General features: G+C 63.8%; 24 protein-coding genes. 8 read left to right on the top strand and 16 right to left on the bottom strand.

The genetic code is table 11. The features are described from left to right. Nucleotides 1-199: 199 nt before the first annotated feature. From ABD906_RS13680 to ABD906_RS13735, 12 genes are all read right to left on the bottom strand, one after another. Complete coding sequence (locus ABD906_RS13680; protein ID WP_345099976.1) at nucleotides 200-931, bottom strand: hypothetical protein; 732 nt, start codon at nucleotides 929-931, stop codon at nucleotides 200-202. A 267-nt stretch (nucleotides 932-1,198) separates the two neighbouring features. Then, a complete protein-coding gene (locus ABD906_RS13685) occupies nucleotides 1,199-2,134 on the bottom strand; it encodes an ABC transporter permease (RefSeq protein ID WP_345099977.1) in 936 nt (311 codons plus the stop codon). Between the two features lie 10 nt (nucleotides 2,135-2,144). Next, nucleotides 2,145-3,407, bottom strand: coding sequence for an ABC transporter permease (locus tag ABD906_RS13690; protein WP_345099978.1), 1,263 nt, complete (start codon nucleotides 3,405-3,407; stop codon nucleotides 2,145-2,147). 68 nt (nucleotides 3,408-3,475) lie between these two features. Next, nucleotides 3,476-4,549, bottom strand: coding sequence for an ABC transporter substrate-binding protein (locus ABD906_RS13695; RefSeq protein ID WP_345099979.1), 1,074 nt, complete (start codon nucleotides 4,547-4,549; stop codon nucleotides 3,476-3,478). 62 nt (nucleotides 4,550-4,611) lie between these two features. Continuing rightward, nucleotides 4,612-5,724, bottom strand: coding sequence for an ABC transporter ATP-binding protein (locus ABD906_RS13700; protein ID WP_345100147.1), 1,113 nt, complete (start codon nucleotides 5,722-5,724; stop codon nucleotides 4,612-4,614). Nucleotides 5,725-5,758: 34 nt separating this feature from the next. Then, entirely contained in the window at nucleotides 5,759-7,027 is a 1,269-nt protein-coding gene (locus ABD906_RS13705) for an amidase (protein ID WP_345099980.1), read from the bottom strand. A gap of 39 nt (nucleotides 7,028-7,066) precedes the next feature. Further along, nucleotides 7,067-7,507: a VOC family protein gene (locus tag ABD906_RS13710; RefSeq protein ID WP_345099981.1), complete on the bottom strand. Its 441-nt coding sequence runs from the start codon at nucleotides 7,505-7,507 to the stop codon at nucleotides 7,067-7,069. Nucleotides 7,508-7,529: 22 nt separating this feature from the next. Beyond that, nucleotides 7,530-8,705, bottom strand: coding sequence for an oxamate carbamoyltransferase subunit AllG family protein (locus ABD906_RS13715; protein WP_345099982.1), 1,176 nt, complete (start codon nucleotides 8,703-8,705; stop codon nucleotides 7,530-7,532). A gap of 45 nt (nucleotides 8,706-8,750) precedes the next feature. Further along, nucleotides 8,751-9,362 (bottom strand): hypothetical protein, encoded by a 612-nt coding sequence (locus ABD906_RS13720; protein ID WP_345099983.1) that lies wholly within the window; start codon nucleotides 9,360-9,362, stop codon nucleotides 8,751-8,753. 18 nt (nucleotides 9,363-9,380) lie between these two features. Beyond that, nucleotides 9,381-10,241: an NAD-dependent epimerase/dehydratase family protein gene (locus ABD906_RS13725; RefSeq protein WP_345099984.1), complete on the bottom strand. Its 861-nt coding sequence runs from the start codon at nucleotides 10,239-10,241 to the stop codon at nucleotides 9,381-9,383. A 10-nt stretch (nucleotides 10,242-10,251) separates the two neighbouring features. Beyond that, a complete protein-coding gene (locus ABD906_RS13730; protein ID WP_345099985.1) occupies nucleotides 10,252-11,217 on the bottom strand; it encodes a PDR/VanB family oxidoreductase in 966 nt (321 codons plus the stop codon). A gap of 5 nt (nucleotides 11,218-11,222) precedes the next feature. Beyond that, nucleotides 11,223-12,431 (bottom strand): aromatic ring-hydroxylating oxygenase subunit alpha, encoded by a 1,209-nt coding sequence (locus ABD906_RS13735; RefSeq protein ID WP_345099986.1) that lies wholly within the window; start codon nucleotides 12,429-12,431, stop codon nucleotides 11,223-11,225. Nucleotides 12,432-12,737: 306 nt separating this feature from the next. Here ABD906_RS13735 and ABD906_RS13740 point away from each other — a divergent pair, with 306 nt between their 5' ends. The 5 genes from ABD906_RS13740 (at nucleotide 12,738) to ABD906_RS13760 (ending at nucleotide 17,620) form a co-directional block, all read left to right on the top strand. Then, a complete protein-coding gene (locus ABD906_RS13740; RefSeq protein ID WP_345099987.1) occupies nucleotides 12,738-13,667 on the top strand; it encodes a LysR substrate-binding domain-containing protein in 930 nt (309 codons plus the stop codon). Between the two features lie 426 nt (nucleotides 13,668-14,093). After that, nucleotides 14,094-15,443: an HdeD family acid-resistance protein gene (locus ABD906_RS13745; protein WP_345099988.1), complete on the top strand. Its 1,350-nt coding sequence runs from the start codon at nucleotides 14,094-14,096 to the stop codon at nucleotides 15,441-15,443. Next, a complete protein-coding gene (locus tag ABD906_RS13750) occupies nucleotides 15,440-16,588 on the top strand; it encodes an MFS transporter (protein ID WP_345099989.1) in 1,149 nt (382 codons plus the stop codon). The genes ABD906_RS13745 and ABD906_RS13750 overlap by 4 nt, the downstream gene beginning before the upstream one ends. A 24-nt stretch (nucleotides 16,589-16,612) precedes the next feature. Continuing rightward, the gene (locus ABD906_RS13755; protein WP_345099990.1) at nucleotides 16,613-16,915 is read left to right on the top strand and encodes a hypothetical protein; all 303 of its coding nucleotides are present in this window, start codon (nucleotides 16,613-16,615) and stop codon (nucleotides 16,913-16,915) included. Nucleotides 16,916-17,035: 120 nt separating this feature from the next. Next, entirely contained in the window at nucleotides 17,036-17,620 is a 585-nt protein-coding gene (locus tag ABD906_RS13760; RefSeq protein ID WP_345099991.1) for a hypothetical protein, read from the top strand. 78 nt (nucleotides 17,621-17,698) lie between these two features. Here ABD906_RS13760 and ABD906_RS13765 read toward each other — a convergent pair whose 3' ends face one another. From ABD906_RS13765 to ABD906_RS13780, 4 genes are read right to left on the bottom strand one after another with little or no spacing between them, the layout of a single operon-like run. Next, nucleotides 17,699-18,352, bottom strand: a complete 654-nt coding sequence (locus tag ABD906_RS13765) for a phosphoribosyltransferase family protein (RefSeq protein ID WP_345099992.1) — start codon at nucleotides 18,350-18,352, stop codon at nucleotides 17,699-17,701. Continuing rightward, the gene (locus ABD906_RS13770; RefSeq protein WP_345099993.1) at nucleotides 18,349-19,023 is read right to left on the bottom strand and encodes an energy-coupling factor transporter transmembrane component T family protein; all 675 of its coding nucleotides are present in this window, start codon (nucleotides 19,021-19,023) and stop codon (nucleotides 18,349-18,351) included. Before ABD906_RS13770 ends, ABD906_RS13765 begins: the two co-directional genes overlap by 4 nt. After that, nucleotides 19,020-20,537 carry an ABC transporter ATP-binding protein gene (locus tag ABD906_RS13775; protein ID WP_345099994.1) on the bottom strand — a complete coding sequence of 506 codons (1,518 nt, stop codon included), beginning with the start codon at nucleotides 20,535-20,537 and terminating at the stop codon, nucleotides 19,020-19,022. Before ABD906_RS13775 ends, ABD906_RS13770 begins: the two co-directional genes overlap by 4 nt. 14 nt (nucleotides 20,538-20,551) lie before the next feature. Then, on the bottom strand, nucleotides 20,552-21,127 hold the full coding sequence (locus tag ABD906_RS13780; RefSeq protein WP_345099995.1) for an aminotriazole resistance protein: 576 nt from the start codon (nucleotides 21,125-21,127) through the stop codon (nucleotides 20,552-20,554). Between ABD906_RS13780 and ABD906_RS13785 the strand changes: the two genes are divergently transcribed. From ABD906_RS13785 to ABD906_RS13795, 3 genes are all read left to right on the top strand, one after another. Next, a complete protein-coding gene (locus tag ABD906_RS13785; protein WP_378187768.1) occupies nucleotides 21,126-21,320 on the top strand; it encodes a TOBE domain-containing protein in 195 nt (64 codons plus the stop codon). The two genes, ABD906_RS13780 and ABD906_RS13785, sit on opposite strands and share 2 nt — an antisense overlap. Before the next feature lie 49 nt (nucleotides 21,321-21,369). Then, nucleotides 21,370-22,659 carry an ABC transporter substrate-binding protein gene (locus ABD906_RS13790; RefSeq protein WP_345099996.1) on the top strand — a complete coding sequence of 430 codons (1,290 nt, stop codon included), beginning with the start codon at nucleotides 21,370-21,372 and terminating at the stop codon, nucleotides 22,657-22,659. Nucleotides 22,660-22,814: 155 nt separating this feature from the next. Continuing rightward, nucleotides 22,815-23,747 (top strand): ABC transporter permease, encoded by a 933-nt coding sequence (locus ABD906_RS13795; protein WP_378187766.1) that lies wholly within the window; start codon nucleotides 22,815-22,817, stop codon nucleotides 23,745-23,747. The last annotated feature ends 1 nt before the right edge of the window (nucleotide 23,748 follow it).

Genomic DNA, 23,748 nt, shown 5'->3' on the forward strand with positions numbered 1-23,748 from the left:
CTCCCAGGTGCATCTGCTTCCTCGTCTCCGGGCGGCCGGTGACCGCATCATCGGCAATCCCCCTGCCTCGCACACAGGCGGCCGGCCCCCGCCGGCGCACATACTGGCGGATCGTCGCGGGAATTTCGAGTGCGCTTCCACCGGAAAATGCCGCCCCGCGGCTGACGCCGCGCCGTTCGCCACGGAGCATCCATTCGTCTCACAACGGTTCGACGAGCACCGGGCCTTCCGGCCTGAACGTCTTGAGGTAGTTCTTCTTCTGGTCGAGCCCCCGGAACCTGTCCATCGGAATCCGCTCGGCAGGTTCCAGCTTCCGCAGATCGGTCACCTCCCAGAAGATTGCCCAGTGTCCGAGGTTGTCCGACGGATCGTTGAACGTGGACTTGGGACGGTACTTGAGTCCGTCTCGGTGTGCGCCGTTCCGCGACTCCACCCAGCGCAGATAGGTCGCAACCCAGGTGACATGCGGCACCGGCGCGGGCTGCCCGTGCGAGGCATAGATGAACACCTGGCACGGCCTTCCCTGCAGCATGGCGCTGAGCGCGTCGAACCTTTCCCACGCCATGCTGCCGAAGGCGACGCGGCCATACTGTTGGACGGTTTCCAGGCCGGACTCCAGGTGCATGATCGGCACGGGCGCAAGCAGCGCCACGTCCTCGCGCTCCACCCAGCTCTTGCCATTCCGCCAGATGGGAATGGTCTGAGGCGCTTCGATGTCGACCTTGACCGAGAACCGGCTCGATACCTGCGTCAGCCGCAGCGCTATGCTGCCGGAAATCTTTGTCCACTTCTCGTAGGATACGAGCAGCGGTTCCTCGCCGAGCTCCTGGATATGTGCCGTATTCGTCTCCGGAAACGCCTCGATGAGCCGGAAACGGCGCTCAGCGATGTTGAATGTATCCTTGGGTCCGATCTGTATCACGAGCCCCATCGCCTACCCCCCTGAATCAGCATCAGGAACGGTGCAATGGTTGCCCTGCCGGTCATCTCTGCCAATATCCGGCTGCGGATCATTTTGTCGCGCCAGGGACGGCGCTGCCCGCCCCCTCGCGCCCCCTCGGCCCGGCAGAAGGGTGCCATCACCGGGGATGCCCCCGCATGCGCGAATCCGCCTGGCCGGCCCCCTGTGACCTCCGGCCCTTGGATTTTTTCGCGCATGCGGGGATGCCTTGCGATCTGCAAGCGCACGTGCCTGCGATCAGGAGGCGACGCCCCGAAGCCTCTCCGTTCGCCGCCGCAACAGCTCGACGGTGGCCAGAAGCGCAACGGAGAGAACGACGAGGATCGTTGCAACCGCCAGGATGGCAGGGCTGATCTGCTCGCGGATGCCGTTCCACATCTGCCGCGGAATCGTCTGCTGTTCAGGTCCGGCGATGAAGAGCACGGCCACCACCTCGTCGAAGGAGGTGACGAAGGCAAACAGAGCGCCCGACACGATGCCCGGGAAGATGAGCGGCAGAACGATGCAACGGAACGTCGTCCACGGATCGGCCCCCAGGCTTGCCGCCGCCCGCGTGAGCGACCGGTCGAAGCCCGACAGCGTCGCCGTCACCGTGATGATGACGAAGGGGGTGCCCAGGATCGTGTGGGCAAGCACCACCCCGGTATAGGTTGAGGTGAGCCTGCCGCACTCGAGCCCGATCACGTCGCACGGACTGGAGAAGAAGAAGAACATGCCCGTGGCGACGATGATGATGGGGACGATCATCGGCGAAATCAGGATCGCCATGATAAGCCTGCGGAACGGCATCTCCGGCCGGGAGAGGCCGAGCGCCGCCAGCGTCCCCAGCACCGTCGACAGCAGTGTGGTCCAGAACCCGATGATCAGCGAGTTCTTCGCCGCATCCACCCACGTGGCATTCGCCCAGAGATCGCTCCACCACTGGACAAGTCCCGTCTCGTCCGGGTTCTGCATGCCAAGGGCTCCGAGCATCCGGTACCAGCGCAGGCTGTAGCCCTCCGGGTTCAGCCTGAGCATCTCCTCGGTGAACGTGAAGTAGGGCTCGGCATTGAACGACAGCGGAATGATGACCAGGATTGGCGCCACTAGGAAGGCGAAGATCAGGGCGCAGACCGCGATATAGGCGTAGTAGAAGAGGCGGTCTGACACGGTGGCATAGGCTGGAAATCTCATTGGCCCCTCCTTACCCCAGCTTGAGCTTGTCGATGCCGATCAGGCGATCATAGAGCCAGTAGAGCACCAGCACGCCGGCCAGCAGCATCGCTGCAAGCGCCGCCGCCTGGCTCCAGTTCGACCGCGACATGTGGAACTGGATCTGGTTGGAGAACAGCTGTCCGTCCGCCCCACCGACCAGCGCCGGGGTGATGTAGTAGCCCACGGCCAGGATGAAGACGAGCAGCACGCCGGCCGCGATACCCGGCAGCGTCTGTGGCAGGTAGACGCGCCAGAAGGCCGTCCAGGGCGTCGCCCCGAGACTGCGCGCCGCGCGCACGTAGCTGGCGGGAATGACCTTCATGATGGAATAGAGCGGCAGCACCATGAACGGCAGCAGGATATGGACCATGACAATGATCGTGCCCGTCTGATTGTAGATCATGGAGAGCCGGCCGCTGTCGTCAATCAATCCCGTGGCGACGAGCAGGCTGTTGACCACGCCCTGCCCCTGCAGGAGGACGATCCAGCTCGTCGTTCTTACCAGCAGCGATGTCCAGAACGGCAGCAGCACCAGGATCATCAGCAGGTTCGACGTCTTCGGCGGAAGCGTCGCCAGAAGGTGCGCGATCGGAAACGCCAGCAGCAGGCAGATCAGCGTGATGATGCCGGAAAGAATGAAAGTCTTGGCATAGAGCCACAGATAGATCCGCTCCCCGGACGGCAGGAGCTCGACACCGCCATCCTTGCCGTAGCGCATATCCATGCCGGTCAGATAGAAGTCGAGCGTCCAGGGAGAGGCAGCGTTGCGCATGGCCGTCCACAGGAGCGGATCCTCCCAGCGCGCGTCATGCGCCAGCACCGCCTCCTTGAACGGCGGCTGCAGGTTCTTCGCGGCGCGCGCTGTCGACGTAAAGAGAGACCGTGCGCCCGGAACGGAGTAGTTGATCCGCGTTCCGGCTCCGCCCGCGGTCTTGGTCTGGTTCATCAGTTGCAAGTCGGCCACCAGCGCGGCATAGGCCTCCTCGGTCGGCGCGGTGCCTTCCGGATTGATCTCGAACCAGGCCGCCAGGTTGGGCGCGTTGCTTGAAAAGCCGTCGTGATAGACCGAGCGCATCATCAGCTGCCCGATCGGCACCAGAAACGTCACCACGATAAACAGAAGGAGCGGCGACACCAGCAGCAGCGCTTTGATCTTGGCCTTCATCTGCGCGCGGTGGAGTGACCTGCGAAGGGTCTCCCCGTCCTGCGATACATCGACCGGAGCCATTGAAAAGGCGAAGGAATTTGCCATCGGTTTCTCCCGCGAACCGCAATGGGGCGCCCGGGGACAGGTGACCCCGGGCTTGCCCGCTCAGGCGATCAGTTTGTCGCTAGCCATGCGTTGAACTGCTCGTTGAGCTCCGTGTCGTGGTCGACCCAGAAATCCAGCGAGGTCTCGAGCGCATTGACCATGTTTTCCGGCGCGGTCGGCAGGTTCGGCCCCATCACGGTAACGCCGTCCTTGTAGATGATTTCGACCGCATTGGACGACTTGCGCGCGGGCCCGTAGGAAATGTACTTCGCCTGCGCCGCCAGCCCGTCCGTCGAGGTGGCGAACTTGAGGAACTCGAACGCCTCCTCCAGGTTTGGCGCGCCCTTCGGGATAACGTAAGTATTGAGCTCGGAGATCTGGCCATCCCAGATGATCTCGAACGGCTTGCCCTCATCGACCCGCGCGTTGAAGATACGGCCGTTGTAGGCGGTGGTCATGACCACCTCGCCGTCCGCCAGCAGCTGCGGCGGCTGCGCGCCCGCTTCCCACCAGACGATCTGGGGCTTGATCGCGTCGAGCTTGGCAAAGGCGCGCGCGCGTCCCTCCGGCGTGCGCAGGAGGCCGTAGACCTCTGCAGCCGGCACGCCGTCAGCCATGAGCGCAAGCTCGAGCACGGCCTTCGGGCTCTTCTTCAGGCCGCGCTTGCCCGGGAAACGCTCGAGATCGAAGAAGTCGGCCGCCTTGGAGGGCCAGGCATCGCCGAACCGCGATGCGTCATAGGCGATGATGTTCGCCCACAGGTCGGTGCCGACAGCGCAATCGGTCAGACCGCCCGAGAAGAAGTCGTCGACTGCCGGGATTCCGTCATTGCTATCCGGGAGAATTGCAGGATCGATCGTCTCCAGCAGGCCCTCGTCGCACAGACGGATTGCGTCGGCCAGCTCCATCGACGCCACGTCCACCGTGACGTTGCCGGCGTCCACCTGCGCCTTGATCGGCGCGGCCGCATTGTCCGTGTCGACCATGACCGTGCGAATGCCGGTCTTGGCCGTGAACGGCTTCAGGTGCGCCTCGTTCTGGGCAAATCCGTAGGCTCCGCCCCACGACATGACCGTCACGTCGGCCTGGGCCGCAGAAAATGCAATGCAAGATACACAAAGAGACAGCGCTATCTGTTTCATGTCCTCCTCCCCTCGTCGTCCGGTAGATAGATAGCAGGATGAAAGTCACTCGATATTCAGGTTCAGGCAGCCTCCAGTGCCCGTGCGTCCTGCACTTTCCAGCTGACCTGGACCCTTTCACCGGGATTGAGACGGCAATGGTCCGGTGAATTCGGTATCTTCACGATGAAGCTGTCGGTTCCGCCCAAACGCAGCCGCGTGCGAAGAATGTCGCCCATGTAGATGATCTCCAGGACTTCGCCTTCCATCGACGCTGTCGTGCCGGGCTCGGAAGCAGGCCCGAAGGAGACCCTCTCCGGCCTGATGGAAACAACCGTCCGGTGCCCCTTCGACATGAAAGTGGCAGGCGTTGCCTCGATGACCTCCCCGCTGTCCAGCCGCACGGCCGCCCGGCCGCCCGATACGTTCTCTATGGTACCGAGCAACTTGTTGTTCTCACCGATGAACTGGGCAACGAAGCTGTTGACGGGCCGCTCGTAGATATCCTCCGGCGAAGCCAGCTGCTGGATCCGGCCATCGTTGAAGACCGCGATCCGGTCCGACATTGTGAGCTCCTCGCCCTGGTCGTGGGTCACGTACACCATCGTGATCCCGAGCTCGGTATGGAGACGCTTGATCTCGAACTGCATGTGCTCGCGTAGCTGCTTGTCCAGCGCGCCCAGCGGCTCGTCCATCAGCACAAGCTTGGGGTCGAACACCAGCGCGCGGGCAAGCGCGATGCGCTGCTGCTGGCCGCCTGAAAGCTGCGCGGGTCGGCGGTTGATGAAGGCGCTCATCTGCACCATGTCCAGGGCGCGCTTGATGCGGACCTCCCGCTCCTCCTTCGGCATCTTGCGGACCTCGAGCGGGAAGGCGAGGTTTTCGCCCACTGTCATGTGCGGGAACAGGGCATAGTTCTGGAAGACCATGCCGATGCCACGCTTGTGCGGAGGCACCTTGTTGATCGGCCGGGTGTCCAGGTAGATCTCGCCGCCGGTCGCCGTCTCGAACCCGGCCAGCATCATCAGCGTGGTCGTCTTGCCGGAACCGGACGGCCCCAGCATCGTCAGGAACTCGCCCCTCCGGACGGAGAGATTGAGATCCTTCACGATCAGATGCTCGCCGTCGTAGGTCTTTTGGACGTTCTTGAACACGACGTAGTCGTCGCTTCCGAAGCGTTCGTGCCTTTCAGTCATGCCCTGCGCAGAAACGCTGGCCTCAGACTGAGTGTTAAGCATCAGACACCTCCATACCAACAGACGTCCACCGCTTCGGCGCAGGCAGCAGCTGCTCGGCCCAAAGCGCATGTGAAAGCAGGGCTTCGTCCTGTCCCGCTCGCGCGAGAAGCTGTATTCCGACGGGCATTCCAGACGGCCCGGTGAAACCCGGCACCGTGATCGTGGGCAGGCCGAGAAGGCTCCACAGCCTGCTGAAAATGGGATCGCCGGTCGAGGCAAGTCCCTCGGGCGCCTCGCCGGGGGCGGCCGGAGCCACGAGCACGTCATATGTCTCGAAGACCGTGTCGATACGCCGGCGAAGTTCCGCCGCATCCCGCAGGCTTTTCTGGTAGTGCGCGTAATCCATCTCGCGCCCGAGCTCTATCATCTTCATCAGTACCGGGCTCAGATCCCGCTCGAGCACATCCCCGTCGGGCGAAATCATCGCGGCAGCCTCGAAGGCCATGATTTCCGCCTGCAGCCGGACGCCATCCACGAAATCGTCAAGGCCGACTTCCTCGACCTCCGCACCCGCCGACAGCAAGACAGCCGACTTCAGCAGCGCGTCCTGCGTTGCCGCCTCGGCCATGTCCCACCACGGCGTGCGGCAAACGCCGACGCGGGCGGGCGCCTTCGGCTCCGCGACCCGGTCTGCGGCCATGATGACCGAATGCACCTGCGCCGCGGTCGGGACATCCCGGCAGAGAAACCCGAGTGTGTCGAATGACGGTGCGAGGCCCCTGACGCCCGCAAGGCTGTAGCGGCCATGGGTGGGCTTGAAGCCGACGACGCCGCAGTAGGACGCCGGGCGGGTGATGGACGCGGCGGTCTGGGAGCCAAGCCCGACATCGATGAAACCGGCGGCAACCGCCGCCGCCGATCCGCTCGACGAGCCTCCCGGCGTCCGGTTGAGATCGAACGGATTGCGCGTCGGTCCGGGCGCGAAATAGGCAAACTCGGTCGTGACCGTCTTACCGAACACGACCGCACCGGCCGACTTTAGCCGGGCCACGACAGCAGCGTCCTGCACCGGCTGGGTGCTGCGGCGGAAACGCGTACCGCATTCGGTCGGATACGGCAGCGCGTCGATGATGTCCTTCACGCCCAGAGTAATGCCGGCCAGCGGCCGGTTGCGGAACCAGTCCGCCCTGCCCTCGACCTGGGAAAGCACCGCGCTTCGGTCGAAGGTGACAAAGGCTCTGATCCTGTCCTCGAAACGGTCGATCCGCTCGAGGCAGTCATTGACGTGACGCCGGATGGAGCCAATTCCATCGTCTCTCATGCCGGCCTCGCGCTTGCGGAAACAACGTCTTGCATCGGCTTACCAGGTCCCGACATTCGGCATGGACGCCCAGGGATCCTGTGGTGGCAGCCTGTCGCTCTTCTGAAGAAGTTCGATGGAAATTCCCTCGCGCGTGCGAATGAACGCCATGTATCCGTCGCGCGGAGGACGGTTGATGGTAATGCCCGCGTATTTAAGCTTTTCGCAGAACCGGTAGATGTTCTCGACCTCGAAGGCGAGATGGCCGAAGTTCCGGCCGCCCGTGTAATTCTCCGGATCCCAGTTCCAGGTCAGCTCCAGAATGGGCGCGTTCGTCTGGGCCGCTGCCTCGAAATCATCGGGCGCTGCAAGATAGACGAGCGTAAAGCGCCCTTCCGGGGATTCCCGCCGCCGGACTTCCCTCAGACCGAGAATGTCGCACCAGAAATGGAGCGCCTCGTCCAGGTCCGTTACCCTGATCATCGTATGGAGATAGCGCACGTTTTCCTCCCCAAACCAGCGGTTATCGGGCGTAGCCGGGAGCCCAGTCGGGTCCGGTCGTCACGACGCAACCGCCGCCCACGCGACCGCGCTCGCCGAGGCGGTCGATCATGCCGAGCAGGATCACCGGCCCGATGCTTGAACCGAGAACGGCTGAGCAATCGGTCGCGGCTAGCCGTCCGAACAGATCGAGCGTCCCGGACAGGAATTTGCGCGGGCGCTCGGTTATGCCGGCCGGCAGATGCGCCGCCAGCGCCTCGCGCACCGGGACGGCCTGATCCAGAAGCTGGCCGCCGAGCCCCATCACGTCGACGATCGCGCTGTCACCGAGCGCGGGCAGCCCCTCAGCACCCGCAAATCTCGGTTCCACGGTGCCGTGAATCCTCGGAGCGGGATTGACGTGCCAGCGCGATGCGTCCCCCGCGAGACGGAAGCCGAACTGGACGCCGTTGCCCCCGGCATTGACAACCAGGGTGGAGCCGGGAACGCCAGCGGCCGCCCGCGCCACCAGGCCGCACATCGCCATCCACACATTGAGCGCGAAAGCCGGAGCGCCATCCAGGAAGGCTTCGATCGCCGACGTGTTTGACCGCCCTCCGTCGCGATCGAGCAACGCGGCGGCAAGCAGCCGCGAGCCTGCCACCGTGCACGAATGACAATCGTCCTGCTGCGCTATGGCTTCCCGTAGAACGGGGCCGAGGGGAAGTGGCCGCTCCGTCAACAGGCCATCGATCCAGGGCGCGAGAACCCCATCCAGCCATTCGAGGTGCGCGGGCAGGTCCGGATGGAGAATACCCAGCCGGGTGCACAGCTCCATGCCCTCGTTAAGCGGGCTGTAGGCGGCACCATCCCCCGCCTCGTCCCTGACCTCGATCAGCATCGTCGAAGGGCCCGCGGCTCCGGCGAGGGGGACATAGACATTGTATTCCTGCGCCGGCTCGACAGAAATCGAACCGTCCTGCACAAGCATTTCGGCGCTCTCGACGTTCTCCGCCCACTTTTCGCGAAGTATGATCGAGATCAAGGAGTTGCGGACCGGAACTGGTATGCTTGAAAAATCCCGGAATTTCGGTCCCGCATGCAGAATGATCCGGCCGGAAAGTCCCGGCAGACTGGAAAGACGGCGCATGCCCGTCCATACCGGCCGCACGGCATTCATCCTGGAAAAGGCGATCGCGTTCGGATTCTCGTTTGACATCTGGTTTCTCGGTGCAGCCATTTCCCCTGCGGCTCTGAGGCCGTCTTACGAAGCGCGAATCCAGGTTTCGCTGTGAGCCAGCGCTGCCGACTGCGTCCGACGGTCGAAGAAGTCGCGTTCGACTGTCTGTCCGGGAAGTTGCCGTCCGTTCAAGATGATCGCCGCCGATCCAGCGGGCTGGAAGATAGAGAACATCTCGTGCATGCCGGTCTGGCTGTCGCGCGGGGGCTGCGCCACCGCGAACATGTCCTGCAGATCGTTCCAGCGCATATCGACGCGATTGTCCCCGGCAATGGCGATTTCCGTAACATGTTTTGGATAATCAGCTTCCACCGAGAACACGGCTCCGTCAATGATTGGCAGCGCGTCGAGTGCTTCGCCAGCGGGACGGAACAGGCCGAACTTGCGGACGAAATCGTTGATCAGGTATCGAGCGAGCGGTGCATTGTCCGTGTAGCAGAGCCGCGTGGGGTTCTCCACGCCGATCTTGCTGTACGGGTCCTCTAGAACCAGCGTCATGTGGCCCCGGCCGTAATCCGACGCGTTGATCCGGAAGAAGAGCGCCAGCGTCGACCAGTCGCCGGCCGGATCGAGCTTGAGATAGATGGGCGGATTGTCGCCGGTCCAATCCACCTTTCCAGTCCTGACGTAGTCCATGGTTAGCTCCTGAACCTGTTATCCAAGCTTTCGACGAAGTTCGTTGAAGTCCGAGGTGGGCGCCCAGCCCAGCAGCCGGCGGGCCTTGGCGTTACTGAACACGGAGGCACGAGGGTTGCGTTCGAAATATGCGCGGTCGATCGTCTCCGGCAGCGAGCCGAGGATGCGTTCCGCCCAGGCAAGTGTCGGTTCGGGGTGCGAGCTGTCGTCAGCGCCGATGTAAAAGCTTTCGCCGTTTATACCCGGAACCTCCGCCGCAGCTTTGAAGGCCCGAGCGAGGTCTTCGGCCGTGATGTAGTAGAACAGCCAGCGGCGATCCGGCGCGTCAACGAACTGGACATACTGCTCCAGGGTCTCCGGCAGGATGACGGCGAGCGGCCGGATCATGACCACTTCCATCGAGCCGCGCCGCACGAAGCTCTGGCCCATGAGCTCGGCGATCTGCTTGCTAACGCCATAGGCGTAGTCCGGGCGGTTGTCGTGGGTTTCGTCGATTGGCAGGGTCTGAGGCTTCCAGTCGGGCCTCATCTCCTGCAGACCGCAGATGGAGATCGAGGAGCAAAGCACAACGCGCCGGACACCGGCCTCCTCGGCGGCCTGCAGGACATGCCAGCTTCCGCGGGTGTTTACGTTGATATACGCCTCATCCGGGCAGCCCCAGTCGTAGTCCAGCGCGGCCAGATGAATGACGACATCGGCGGACTGGAACGCCTGCCGGAGGTCGTCCAGCTGCATCACGTCGGCTCGAACCCAATTGACGCCGTCTTCCGCATTCGACGGAGGCGCAAGATCCGCGTTCAGCACCTCGTGGTCCCGCGCCAGGCAGGAGACCACATGACGGCCAACACGACCAGAACCACCAGTAACGACAATCTTCATTCGTACATTCCTAGATATCCAACTCGAGAACATCGCTGACGGCGCGCGAGACGCAGACCATCATGTAGCCGCCCTCCTCACGCTCCTCCGGCGTGAGCACGCTGTCGCGATGTTCAGGCGTACCGGACAGGACCCGAACCTCGCAGGTGCCGCACACGCCGTCCCGGCATGAGCTCTCAACCTTGATCCCCACCTCGCGAAGGACCTGCAAAATGCTCTTGTCGGCCGGAACGTGCAGGCGCTTGCCACTCGAACGGCAGATGATGTCGAAGGGCCTGTTACCGCCCGTGACCACTGGCTCCGCTGCGAACCGCTCGAAGCGGAACTGCCACGGCGCGCCGGAATTGCGTTCCTGCAGGGCGTTCAAAAGAGGCTTGGGACCGCACGAGTAAACGATCGTTTCGGAGCCGAGCGGCGCCAGCAGCGAGGCGAGATCCAGGAGCCCTGCTTCCTCATCGAAGTGATAATGGATGCGCTCCTGGGGCAGCCCCGCCAGATCGTCGCCGAGCGGCAGGCGCTGGCGGCTCCGAACAGCCACCACCATCCGCCAGTCGCGGCCCTCGGCCTCAGCCTGCCGGGCCATGGGCAGGATCGGCGTGATGCCGATGCCCCCCGCGATGAACAGGGTTCTTTGCCCCGGCTGGAACGGGAAGTGATTTCTGGGCATCCCGATCGTGATTGGACCGCCCTCCTTGAGCTGGTCATGGATCCAGCTCGAGCCGCCGCGGCTATTGGGATCGCGCAGGACCGCGATCTGGTACTCTGACAGGTCTTGCGGATCGCTGCACAGCGAGTACTGCCGGACAACCGGCTCCCCGTCCCCGGCGGCGATGGGGAGCACCAGGTCGATGTGCGCGCCCGGAGCCCAGCCGGGGAAGCGATCCGCTCCCTCCGGCTTGAGGACAACGCGAAGGATATCCTCCCCCGCATTATCCAGCCGCTTCACCCGCGCAGCGATGGTTCCAGTTCCGCTCATGCTGGTCACTGGGCACTGACGCGGGCGCGTGCATCTTCGGCCGCGTACTTCTGTACGAGCCACGTCTGCAGACGCTTGATGACCTCCTCTTCCGTGGCCAGCGGGCCACGGGCCGAGAAACTGGAGTTGTAGCCCTTCTGGCAGCTGCGCCAGGCCCAGAGGTCCTCCTCCATCACCGGCCAGAGGTCCTTCACCTCCCGGTCGTACTTCTCGCGGAAGTCATCCCGTGCGAGCGTGGTCTTGGGATACATCCAGCTGACCGCGTAGAGGGATTTCTGGGCGCCGACCGGCAGCCAGAGGAAGTACTTCACCTTGTCCGGCATCGCCACGATCAGCAGGTTCGGCGCAACCGTAATGTAGCTGAGCTGTTTACGCTGCTCTTCCGTCAGACCGGGCAGCGGCGGCTGGATGATGGATTTCGTGTAGGTCGGCGCGGCATCGACTTGCGAACTGCACAGGTTGTAGGAGACGATGCCCTTCTCGAGATCGTTGAACTCGACCTGCTCGTTCAGGGTTGAGCCGCGGACCAGCTCGTACATGTCACCCCAGGAGCTGGAATGCAGGTACATGCAGTGGTAGCACTCATCGTTGAAGATCTTCCAGTTCCAGTCGAACTCCTTGAGATCGAGCGGATCAGCCGGGAAGAGCGAGGCCATCTCATAGTTCCGCAGCTGCTCGCTCAGCTTGCCCAGACGCTCGTTGACCGGCGGCAGTTCCTCATTGAAGGCGATGAAGATGAAACCTTCCCACACCTCCGTGCGGATGCGCGGCAGGCAGATCTTGGCTGCCGCCTCCTTCTCCGCCTCCGAGCCGGTGTCCGTCACGCCCGGAGCCGAAACCAGCTTGCCGGAAAGATCGTAGGTCCAGGCATGCAGCGGGCAGCGCAGGCGGCGGACATTGCCGCGTCCCTCGGCCAGGATCATGCCGCGGTGCTGGCAGACATTTGCCAGCACCTGCACCTGGCCGTCCCTGTCACGCACGACAATCAGCGGATCGTTGCCGACCTGGATCGTGTAGTAGTCGCCGGAGTTCGGGATCTCGTTGACATGCCCGACACAGAACCATTCCCGCCGCCACACAGCGTTCATCTCGAAGTCGTAGAATTCGGGGCTGGTAAACACCGCAGCAGGCAGGGCAATGACCGGCTGCGCCTCCAGAGTGCTTGAGCGGAGCTCTTCGAGGGGGATCGGAGAAGTGAGAAGATGCTGGTTCATTTCAATATCCTGCACGCTTTCAAACGGCTGAAATGTCAGGATCAGACTAGCGACCAGCTTGCCCGGATGGGAAACGCGAATCCCTCAGCGACCGATGAGATTTTTTCAACTTCGGCTTCGCAGAGCCACTTGCAAGAAGAGCAAAACTAAGCAGGATAAATATCGGCTGAGAGGACCGTTCGCAGCGGCAGCAGGAGGAAATGGAATCCGGTTTTCCCACCGGAACCGCGAAGAACGGAGGGCTGGAGCTGTTCGGGCTTTCCTAGGGTATTCGGACCGCACCGCGGACGAGGAGGGAGCTACCGCATGGCGACGGCCAACCTGATGCACCTGAATGCCCTGAGGGTATTCACGGTTGCCGCAACCCATCTGAATTTCGTGCAGGCCGCCAGGGATCTGAACGTTTCCCCCTCGGCCGTAAGCCATCAGATCCGCTCGCTTGAAGAGTTCCTGGGAACCAAACTTTTCCTGTGGGAATCCCGCCAGCTCGCCCTGACCCGCGAGGGCAGCCACCTCTACCAGCGATTGATTGACTCGTTCAGGAACATCGGCGCAGCCGTTGAACAGGTCAGGCAGCAGAACAGCTCCCAGCAGGTAAACCTGATCTGCCGCCCCTTCTTCTCCAGCTTCTGGCTCGCCTCGAAACTGCAGTCCCTCTGGGCCGCCCATCCCAAGATATCGTTGAATCTGATTCACCAGAACACGTTATCATCCTCCGATTTCGAGCGGGCCGATCTGGCGATCATCTGGGGCAAGCAGCCGCCCGCCGGCGTGTCCTTCATTCCCCTCATGGCGGGCGGTCTGACGCCCATCATGCACGTCTCCCTGGCCAGCCGGGCCGGCGTACCGAAGACGCCGGAAGATCTAAGGCACTTCACGCTGCTGCACGAGGAGAACAGGCTCTCCTGGAACGAATGGTTCGAGCTGGCCGGTACCGATCCGGTGGACGGCAAGCAGAACTATTTCATCGATGACACCAACGTCCGCTACCAGAGCATGGTAAGCGGACAGGGCATCATGCTCGGCGCGTCCAGGCTGCTGCGCTCGCAGATCGAATCCGGCGAGCTGATCCAGCCGTTTGAGGCCGTCCTTCCCGACTACCGCTACTGGCTGGTCTGGCCCCAGGGCAAGCTGCTGTCGGTGCGCTGCAAGCAGCTCATCGAATGGCTGCAGCAGGAAGCCGACAACATGTCCAGTTACTTTCATCGCATCACCGCCGTCGGCATTCCGGCATAACCGTGGCGGGGCACTTTTCCTCGCCGGAGGGAGCAGATTCGTGCGGCTTCAGCGAGCGGGAGCGGTTTTCCCGCCTTGAGCCATGCAAAAAACGACGGGGCAGTCTGCGCTTCCCGGCACATGCTTTCGTCTTTACCGGGAGCCCATCCTTTGGCATCAAGGATGACAATTCGCGAGCACATCGATGCAGGGGGCCGGTCGAACGTGACAATCAAGGCACAAATCGTCGTCAGAATCGGCTCTTGGCCGGTACGGGCCCATGCTCCAGCCTGTCTTGATCTGCCGCGGCCGCTTTGCCTCTGATCGCCTTGGGGCGCTCGGGCCGTCTTCGGAAAACTGGCCCGATCCGCGCCATCGCCTGCACGATTCCAACCAAGATCCTCACGACACGCCGGAGCGCGTGCGCGAAATTTGGCTTCCTCCGTCATGATCCGGCTTCTTTTCCTGCTTCTCGGGGCGCGCGCGCTCAAGCCCGTCTGGCCCTACCTCATGACCGCCGGCATTCTCTGGATGCTGCTCGGGGCGCTCATCCTCTATGATCTCAGCGACGGCGTCCTGACCGTGGTCCTGGATGCGTTTGCCCTGTTCCTCGTGGTTGAGGGACTGGTGGAACTTGTGGCTGCCGCCTCCCAGGGATTGCGCAGGCACTGGATCGACGCTCTGCGCGGTATCGCCTTCCTGTTCGCCGCCTTCGTGGTCTTCGACATCCCCTGGGACAACAACATTGCTGCGGCCCTTGTCTTCGGCACGGCCTTTCTCGCCGACGGTGTGCTGCGTATCGGAAGCGCCTGCTTTGTCCACGGCCCGCGCTGGCGCCTGGGCATCCTTGCCGGTCTCACCGAAATCAGCCTGTCGCTGATGATCCTCTTCGAGTTTCCGGTGCCTCACCGCTTCACGGTGCCGTTCTGCTTCGCGCTGCTGCTCCTGACGTCCGGTTACGCCCTCGTGCGCATGGCCTTGCCCCTGCGGCGTCTGCGCGATGGCGCTTCCATCACCACGCTCCCGCTCTATGCGGCGCGCAACTGGCAGGGCGGCCGGATCAACCTGATCGTTCCCGAACCTCCGGCCACGCCCGACCCCAACCAGATCCTCAACGTGTATGTCTGGACGGCCGTCGGTTCGGCAAGAGACCCCCAACGCCGCCTGCTGATTGACCGCTACATCGCCGCCGTCGACCGCAACGGCGTGATCTCCACCGGCCATGCGGCGCTGGAAATGCCGCCGGACATCTACATCAGCCACTATCCGGCCAACGACATCGACCACAGCCCCGATGATTTCCGGGCCCTGCTGCTGGCAAGCCCAGAGAACAATGTTCCCGGCCGCTTCAACGAGTCGCTTGCCGTCGAGTCCGCGAACTGGTGCAAGCCTGACCAGCAGGTGAGCTTCCGCCGTTTCAATCCGCTGGCGCTCCGAGCTTTCTGGCGGGAATACTCGAAGGACAATACCTACAATCTCACCGCGCGCAACTGCTCGACCACCGTGATCCAGGCGCTCGACGCCGCGATCGAAGGCGCCGGATACACCGGCCGGCTGCTGCGGGACAGCTTCCGGATCCTGAGCGACCCGCACTTCTGGATCATGCGCATCCTGCGCGGGCGCGCCGAGGCGATGACCTGGACCCCTGGCCTCGTGCTCGACTACGCCCGCATGCTGAACCAGGTCGTCGAACACAGCGAGCGCCGCTGGCGCACCCGCATCAGCGAGGCAATCCGCTCGCGGCGCGCCCTCGTCCGCCGCACCGAACATTCCCAGGGCGAAAGGATCACCGCGTGAGCGCCCCAAGAGCGACATCCGCCGTCATTACCCTGACCGCCGCGATCTTTGGCCTGACCTATGGCCTGAGCGCCCCGCTCATTGCGCTTGAACTGGCTGAGGATGGCTACACGGAAACGCTGATCGGCGCCAACAGCGCCATGCACGCGGTCGGCATCCTGGTCGTCGCCCCGCTTCTGCCCGGGCTTTCCCTGCATCTCGGTTTCCGGCGGCTTGCGAAACTGGCCCTTCTGGCGGCAGGTGGCCTGCTGGCCCTCTTTCCGGTCACGCCGTTGCTGTGGCTCTGGTTCGTGCTGCGCACCGCACTTGGTGCCGCGTCCGAGACCATCTTCGTGGTCTCCGAGGCCTGGCTGAACCAGATCACCAGCGAGGCGACCCGCAGCCGCACCATCGCCATCTATGTCATGGCCCTGTCGACCGGCACCGCGATGGGCCCCGCCATCCTGTCTGTGACCGGACGCGAGCACGAGCATCTCGCCTTCGTTATCGGCGCGCTCATCGCGCTCGTCGCCTGCGTCGTTCTCGCCATGGGAAAGCCCATCGACGTTCCGCCGGAGCGGCCTTCGACGCAAAACCCCTTCAGCTACCTGCGGTTGATCCCCGTGGCCGTTGCCGCGTCCGCCCTGATCGCCGCGCTTGAGGCGGCGGGCCTGAACCTGCTGCCGATCTATGCGATCCAGCTTGGCTGGGAGGAGCAGTCGGCCACCTTCCTGCTTACCATCCTGCTCGTGGGCTCGATCCTGCTGCAGGTGCCGGTCGGCTGGCTGGGCGACCGCCTGAGCCGCCGTCTTCTCCTGGTGCTTCTGGCGATCATCTCGACCGTCGGCGCGCTCGTGTGGCCGCTCGCCCTCTCGCACGACTGGCTTGCCTTCCCGCTTCTCTTCCTCTGGGGCGGCGCCTTCGTCGGCATCTACACGATCACCATCGCCATCCTCGGCGACCGCTACCACGACAGCGAGCTGGTGAGCGTCTATGCCCTGCTCTCCATCGCCTGGGGTGTCGGCGCCCTGCTGGGTCCGCTGGTCGGCGGGCTTGCGATGGAAATCTCTCCGCACGGCCTGCCGGTCTTCGCGGCGATCGCCTGCGGCCTCTTCGCCATCTTCGCCAGCTTGGACAGACCTGTTGCTCGGACGGTAAGCAGGTGAACCGTGCTCAATAAGGGGGCAACCATGAGAACAGCGGCTTTCGCATTTCCGGCCATTCTGGCAATGACGCCCGTGCCAGCGCTGGCTTTCTGCTTCGAGCCTTCGCCTCCTTACTGCGCCAGGAGCTTCGGCTCCTTCACGAGCGAATGGGAGTATGATTCCTGCCTCAGCGAGATGAAACGCTATCGGGAGGACGTGGAGGACTACCTCTCCTGCAACAACCGCGAGGCGGAGAGAGCCGTTGAGGAGGCTCGGCGGAAGAACCGGAATGCCATTGACGAGTACGAAGACGCGGTCGACCGTTTCAACAGCCGCGTCGGGCGCTGACTTTCTCTTGCCTCCAGGCTGGTCTCCGCCTCGCGAAATCGCCGCCCAAACTTCCGATGGATTGCAGGCTAACTTCCGGCTACAGTGCCGCAACGCGAGGAAACGGTGGAGGAGGAGACCGTGATCCGATATCTAGCCACGCTGGCGCTGCTGGCGTCTGCCAGCGCGGCGAACGCCCAATCGCCGGACTTTTGTGACTACCGCGAAGCGCGGGCCGCCTGCACCGCCGATCTCGTCCTCGACGAGGAGAAGGGGGAATACACGGTTTCGGCACCCGGCCAGTGCCTGAAGATCACCGTCACGGTCGACGGCGCGCCGCATGAGCATCTCCTGCCTGCCGGCGGATCGGCATCGGAGCAGCTGGCATCGACGGGTGATCCCAAGGAGCATGAGGTAGCCGTGTCCTCTTGCGCGATGTATCCATCGAAGACGGCGCGTGTCTACGAGTGTTCGCCCGCTGTCGTCGACGCGACCAACCGGTGCCGCATTGACGGCATGAAGGCCTACAGCCAGTGCAACGCCGCCGCTGCCGATGGCAAAGGCCCCGCGGACTGCGAAGAGCAGGCGCTGCAGGCAACAGAGAAATGCTTTGCCGCCGCTGCGGACATCGGCAATCAGTGCCTCCACGCCAACGCCTTCTCCGCCGTGCGCGACGGCAAGGGCGTGAGAATCGTCCGCCAGACCTCCTACACGCTCCAGCAGTAGAAGGTAGCGGCAGCAGGCGTGCTTTCAGCAATGGAAGGCGGCCGCTGGCTCGCCTTCCATTTTCAGCCTTTGCTGGCTTTATTTCCCACCCTCGAGCGTCGTCTCGGGAATGGGCTTCCACACACCGTTCTCGTCCGGTGTGAGCTGCGGGATGTGGGCAAGATTGTGAATGAGCGCGCAGTCTTCGCCCAGCACCGGCTTCCAGTCCCACGCTTCCGTGAGGATCACGCCCGCGCCGACCACATTGGCGCCGGCGCTGCGCACCAGTTCGATGCAGCCCTTGAGGCTGGAGCCGGAGGCCACCACGTCATCCACCACCACCACGCGCTTGCCCTCGAGCAGCGGAACCGCCCGGCGGTCGAGCAGCAGACGCTGCTCGCCATGCGATGTGATGGACGAGATGCGCTGGACCAGCGCGTCGCGCAGGTGGATCTTCGGCGACTTCTGGATCACCACATAGCGGTCGAGGCCGAGTGCGCGGGACAGCTCGATGGCGATCGGAATACCGAGCGTGGCCGGTCCGACGACGACATCGGGATTGAGCGGCCGCAGCTTTTCAGCGAGCGCCCGGCCTGCGTGCTCGACAAAGGCCACGCCCATGTCGATCACCATCATCAGGGAGATGGCGAAATCCGGCTTGATGGCGACGATCGGCAGGTCGACCTCGAATCCTGCGACATCGACACGCCAGGTCTGGCCGGTCAGGGGGGAGGAAGTGCTTTCGTCAGTCATCTCGGTTCTTTCTCTGCAGTCAGGCGCGGCTCGACCATCAGGCCGACGCTGCGCCAGGTGGTACGTTTGCGGCTCATGTCGAAGCCATAGATGGAAAGGGACAGCGATATGGCATGCGCCATACGCACCGCCTGCACCAGCAACGGGACGCCGCGCGCCAGCGCGAAGCGGAGCCGCACCGGAAACGGCACGTTGTCGATCTCCATGCCGCGGGCCCGCTGGGCGTCGGCGATGCGCTCGAACTCCTCGCGCAGCATCGGGATCAGTCCGAAGGTGAGCGACAGCACCAGCGTAACGGCCGGGGGCAGGCGGGCAGCACTGGCCGCCGCCAGGATGGAGCCCGGCGAGCTCGTCTCCATGATGAAGAAGAAGGCTGCCGTAGTCGTCACGAGCCGTGCCGCCATGCCGGTGGCCACCGGCACCGCCTCGGTGAGCGCAAGGCCTTGCACGAGCAGATTGACGATCCAGCTTGCCATCACCAGAAGCACGAGAAGCGTCGCACCCTTGACGTATGCCCTGACGCCCGGCACCTGTGCGAGCTTCAGGAACAGCACGGCAAGAAGCGCCAGCGGCACGCCGAAACGCCAGTCAGGCGCCAGCCAGGCCGCGAGCGTGACCGCGAAGGCGGCCGCAAGCTTCACGAAGAAATTGACCTCTTCCAGGCGCTTCATGCCGCTTTCTCCATCAGCACCGGCGGGCGCGGCCACCCGAGGGAGGCGAAGGCTGCGGAAGACCAGCCCTCCCCGGTCGAACCGTCGAATACGACCTCGCCCCTGTCGAGGATGAGCATCCGCGACGCGACTTCCTCCACCAGGTCCAGGTCATGCGAAATGAGCAGCACGGCCCGCCCGCCCGCGATCGCGTTCTCCAGGAACCTGTCGAGCATCTGCCTGCCCTGAACGTCGCGCGCAAGCAGCGGTTCGTCGAGGATCGACACGGGGGCCTGGGCGGCATGGGCGCAGGCAAGACCGAGAAGCGCCTGCTGGCGCGCGGAAAGGCCAAACGGATTGGCTTCGCTGAGCGTCTCGAGGCCGTACTGCGCGAGCGCCTCGACGGCCCTCGCCTTCTCGTCTGGCCCCGCGGCGCCGCCCGCGGTGATGGCGAACAGCACTTCCTCGAGAACCGTCATGTTGAACAGGATGCGCCGCATGTTCTGCGGCAGGTAGGCGATGGAGCGTGCGCGCCGCGCGACCGTCCAGCCGGTGGCGTCCCCGCCCCTGATGCGGATCGTGCCGGCCGCGGCCTTCGCCATGCCCAGAATGGACTGCACCAGCGTCGTCTTTCCGGTCCCGTTGCGTCCGATGAGCGCGACAATCTCGCCCGCGCGGATCGTGAGGGATACGTCCCGCAGCACGGGGCTCCCGTCCTGGCGGGTGAGCACGGTACGCAGTCCGGAAACGCCGAGCAGTTCGTCGCCGGGCGCAACCCGCTTCAGGTAGGCAGGCTTGCGCACAGGCGGCAGGATGCCCGCGTCCAGCCAGGGAGTCTGCTGCCCGAATGCGGCAGCCATCTCCATGGGTTCCGAAAGCCTGCCGGAATGCAGGAAGCGCACCGAGCGGGTGACCGATTCCAGCGCGCCCGGATCCTGTTCCGCCACGAGCAATGCCGGGCCATCGCCCGCCACGGTTTTCAGGATGCGCACGAGGCGTTCGCGCGCTGCCGGGTCGAGACCGGTGGTCGGCTCGTCGAGAATGAGAAGCTCCGGCGTGGCCGCCAGCGCCGCGGCAATGGCCACCATGCGCCGCTCACCGCCCGACAGCGAGAGCACGCGGCGGCCGCGCAGCGCGTCGAGCTCCAGCGTGCCGAGCATGGTCTGCAGCCGCTCGCGGATGTCGGCACGGGCCATGCCCCTGTTTTCCAGCGGAAAGGCGATCAGGTCTTCCACGCCGAGATCCCAGAGCTGTTCCTCCACGTTCTGCATGACCATGCCGATACGGGCGAACAGCGCGTCCTTGGGCAGCGAGGCAATCGGCGCGCCATCGAAAAGAACCGAGCCGGAAAAGCGATGAGGTCTCACGAGCCGCGGCACGACGCCCGCGGCCACGTTGAGAAGAGTGGACTTGCCGCCGCCTGCCGCTCCACACAGAAGGAGCTTATCGCCTGGAGCAAGCTCCATCGAAGCGTTTGCGACGGCCACCTGGCCGTCGCTGTAGGCTACGGAAATGTCCTTGAGTGCAAGTACCATCTACCCGGCACCCGTCAGAGGCGGGTGAACCCGGACGGATGAGCGCCCTTCAGAATCTTGAGCGCCGGAACGACCAGCAGCGGCGTGCCGATGAGCATCGGAACGATGTCCGACAGGCCAAGGTAGGTCACGGCCCACCAGAACGGGAAGATGCCCAGGAAAGTCAGGCTCGCGGACACGGCGAACACCATCACCAGACCGACCACGAGGCAGACTACGGCAATCTTGAAGAGGGTGCCACGGTTGAACTCGGTCCGGGCCGGGTCAAACATGACGCCCGGAACGAGGCCGGTAAGGCCGACCATGATGCCGTCGATCAGCAGCGAGTGCGCGGGAATGAACGTGCCGGCCAGCAGCGACCAGACGATCGTGCCCAGATAGCCGCAGATGAAGCCGCTCTTCCAGCCGAGCAGAATGCCCACGAGCGGCGGCAGGAAGGCGAAGATGCGCCACTGGATCACGCCCGGAACGAGCTGGATCGGATTGGCATAGGCCCAGAGCACGCCTGTGGCGGCAGCGGCCACGATTGAAAGAACGATCGGAAAGAGGGTGTTGTCGTTTCCAACCTGTGTATGAGTAGTGTCCTGCATGATGGTGTCGGCCCCAACGGTCTCGGATCGCGGCGCCTCCGTGAAGCTCAGCGTCTCCGGCGCCGGCATCGACGACTTCACCGCCATCCTGAGCGACGACGCCTTCTTCGCCAATCCTCCGAAGATCGGCGAGGCCGTGCCGCTCTGCTGGGAGCACAGGGACACGCTTGTGCTCGAACCCGGCACCGCCTGACAGACAAGAAAAGCCAGTCAGAAAACCAACAGGACAGAGGGGAACTGAAATGACCAAGACCAAAGAGAAGAAGGCAGGAATCAGCCGCCGCACGCTGCTCAAGTCTGGTGCCGCCGCCGCTGGCCTTGCCGCGGGCTCCGGCGCCATCACCGGCTTCCCGATGATCTGGGCGCAGAACCCGATCACCCTGCGCCAGTTCGGCACGGGCGTGTCGAACCTCAACGCCATCGCCGAAAAATGCAAGGAGGACCTCGGCATCACGCTTGAGATGACGGCGATGGACTCCGACGCCGCCGCCCAGCGCGCAGTCACCCAGCCCGACAGCTACGACATCGCCGACGTCGAGTACTGGATCCTCAAGAAGATCTATCCCGCCGGCGTCATCCAGCCGATGAACACGACCAAGCTCAAGTACTACGACAAGATTGTGCCGCTCTTCATCACCGGCAAGCTGACGCCGGACTCCCAGATCGCGCAGGGCACGGCCCCGCACACGGTGAATTTCGTGGAGTCGCCGGACGCCAAGACCTTCGCCAAGGAGCCCACCGAGTGGCTCACCATGATGCCCACCATCTACAACGCCGACACGCTCGGCATCCGCCCCGACCTGGTCGGTCGCGAGATCACCTCCTGGGCCGACATCATGGACCCGGCCTTCAAGGGCAAGACGGCCATCCTCAACATCCCGTCCATCGGCATCATGGACGCGGCGATGATCATGGGGGCCATGGGCGAGATCAAGTACGGCGACAAGGGCAACATGACGAAGGAGGAAATCGACAAGACGATCGACTTCCTCATCAAGGCGAAGAAGGACGGCCAGTTCCGCGCCTTCTGGAAGACCTTCGATGAAAGCGTCAACCTCATGTCCTCCGGCGAGGTGGTTATCCAGTCCATGTGGTCGCCGGCCGTCGCCGCTGTTCGCTCTAAGGGCATCCCCTGCGTCTACCAGCCGCTCAAGGAAGGTTACCGCGCCTGGGGCGGCGGCCTCGGCCTCGCAAGGCACCTGTCGGGTGCCAAGCTCGACGCCGCCTACGAATACGTGAACTGGTACACCTCGGGCTGGGTCGGCGCTTATCTGAACCGCCAGGGCTACTATTCCGCCTGCATGGAGACCGCCAAGCAGTACATGTCCGAGGACGAATGGGGCTTCTGGGTTGAAGGCAAGCCCGCCCAGGGCGACATCCTGAGCCCCGAGGGCAAGGTCATGGAGAAGGCGGGCACGGTGCGCGACGGCGGCTCCTTCTGGGACCGCATGGGCAATGTCGCATGCTGGAACTCGGTCATGGACGAGGACCGCTACATGGTCCGCCGCTGGAACGAGTTCATCGCGGCCTGACACACGCGGGCACCGGCCACGCCGCAGGCCGGTGCCTTTCCGCAGGCGCAAGGCGGCGGGTGTCGAAAGGCATTCGCCCGCCATTGCATACAGGGATCTCGATGGTTCCGGCAGGCCGCCCGCGCCGGAGCCGCACCGTCTACCGGAGGTCGCCGTTGGCTGTGACGATCGAACATACGAGTTCCGCGGGAGGTGCTGGCGCCGCCGCCTCGCCCCGGCAGAAGGCGCGGGCCGCAATCGTGCCCGCGTGGCTCGCGCCCTATCTCCAGGCGGCCCCACTGGCCGTCATCCTCGGCCTTTTCCTTCTGTTGCCGCTGGTCATGATCGTGGTTGTGTCCTTCTGGGACTATGACTTCGCGACCATGTACCCGGACTTCATTCTCCTCAACTACGAGGAGACGCTGGGGTCGTGGGTCACCTGGAAGACCTATCTCAACACGCTGAAATTTGCGGCGCTGGTGTGGGCGATCACTCTCTTCGTCGGCTTCTGGGTCGCCTATTTCCTCGCCTTCCACGTGCGCTCTGCCGGCATGCAGTCGATCCTCTTCCTCGTATGCACCGTGCCGTTCCTTACCTCCAACATCATCCGCATGATCTCCTGGATCCCGGTGCTCGGCCGCAACGGCCTCGTCAATTCCGCCCTGATCGGCATGGGGATCGTTTCCGAGCCGCTTGAATGGCTGCTTTACTCGGATTTTGCGGTCGTGCTGGCCATGATCCACCTCTACACGCTCTTCATGGTGGTCCCGATCTTCAACACGCTGATGCGCATCGATCGCGCGCTGATCGAGGTCGCTCGCGACGCCGGTGCAACCGGCTGGCAGATCCTCTGGAACGTGATCGTCCCGCTCGCCAAGCCCGGCATGGCGATCGGCACCATCTTTGTCGTCACCCTGGTGATGGCCGATTTCTCCACCGTCCAGGTCATGTCCGGCGGCCAGAGCGCCTCCGTCGCCCTGATGATGAAGAACCAGATGGCGCTGATGCAGTATCCCGCCGCCGCCGCCAATGCCGTCGTGCTGCTCGCCGTGGTCCTGCTCATGGTGGCCGGCATCCTGCGGGTCGTCGACATACGCAAGGAGCTGTGAC

This window comes from Chelativorans composti (assembly GCF_039541695.1).
GTDB classification, from domain to species: domain Bacteria; phylum Pseudomonadota; class Alphaproteobacteria; order Rhizobiales; family Rhizobiaceae; genus Chelativorans; species Chelativorans composti.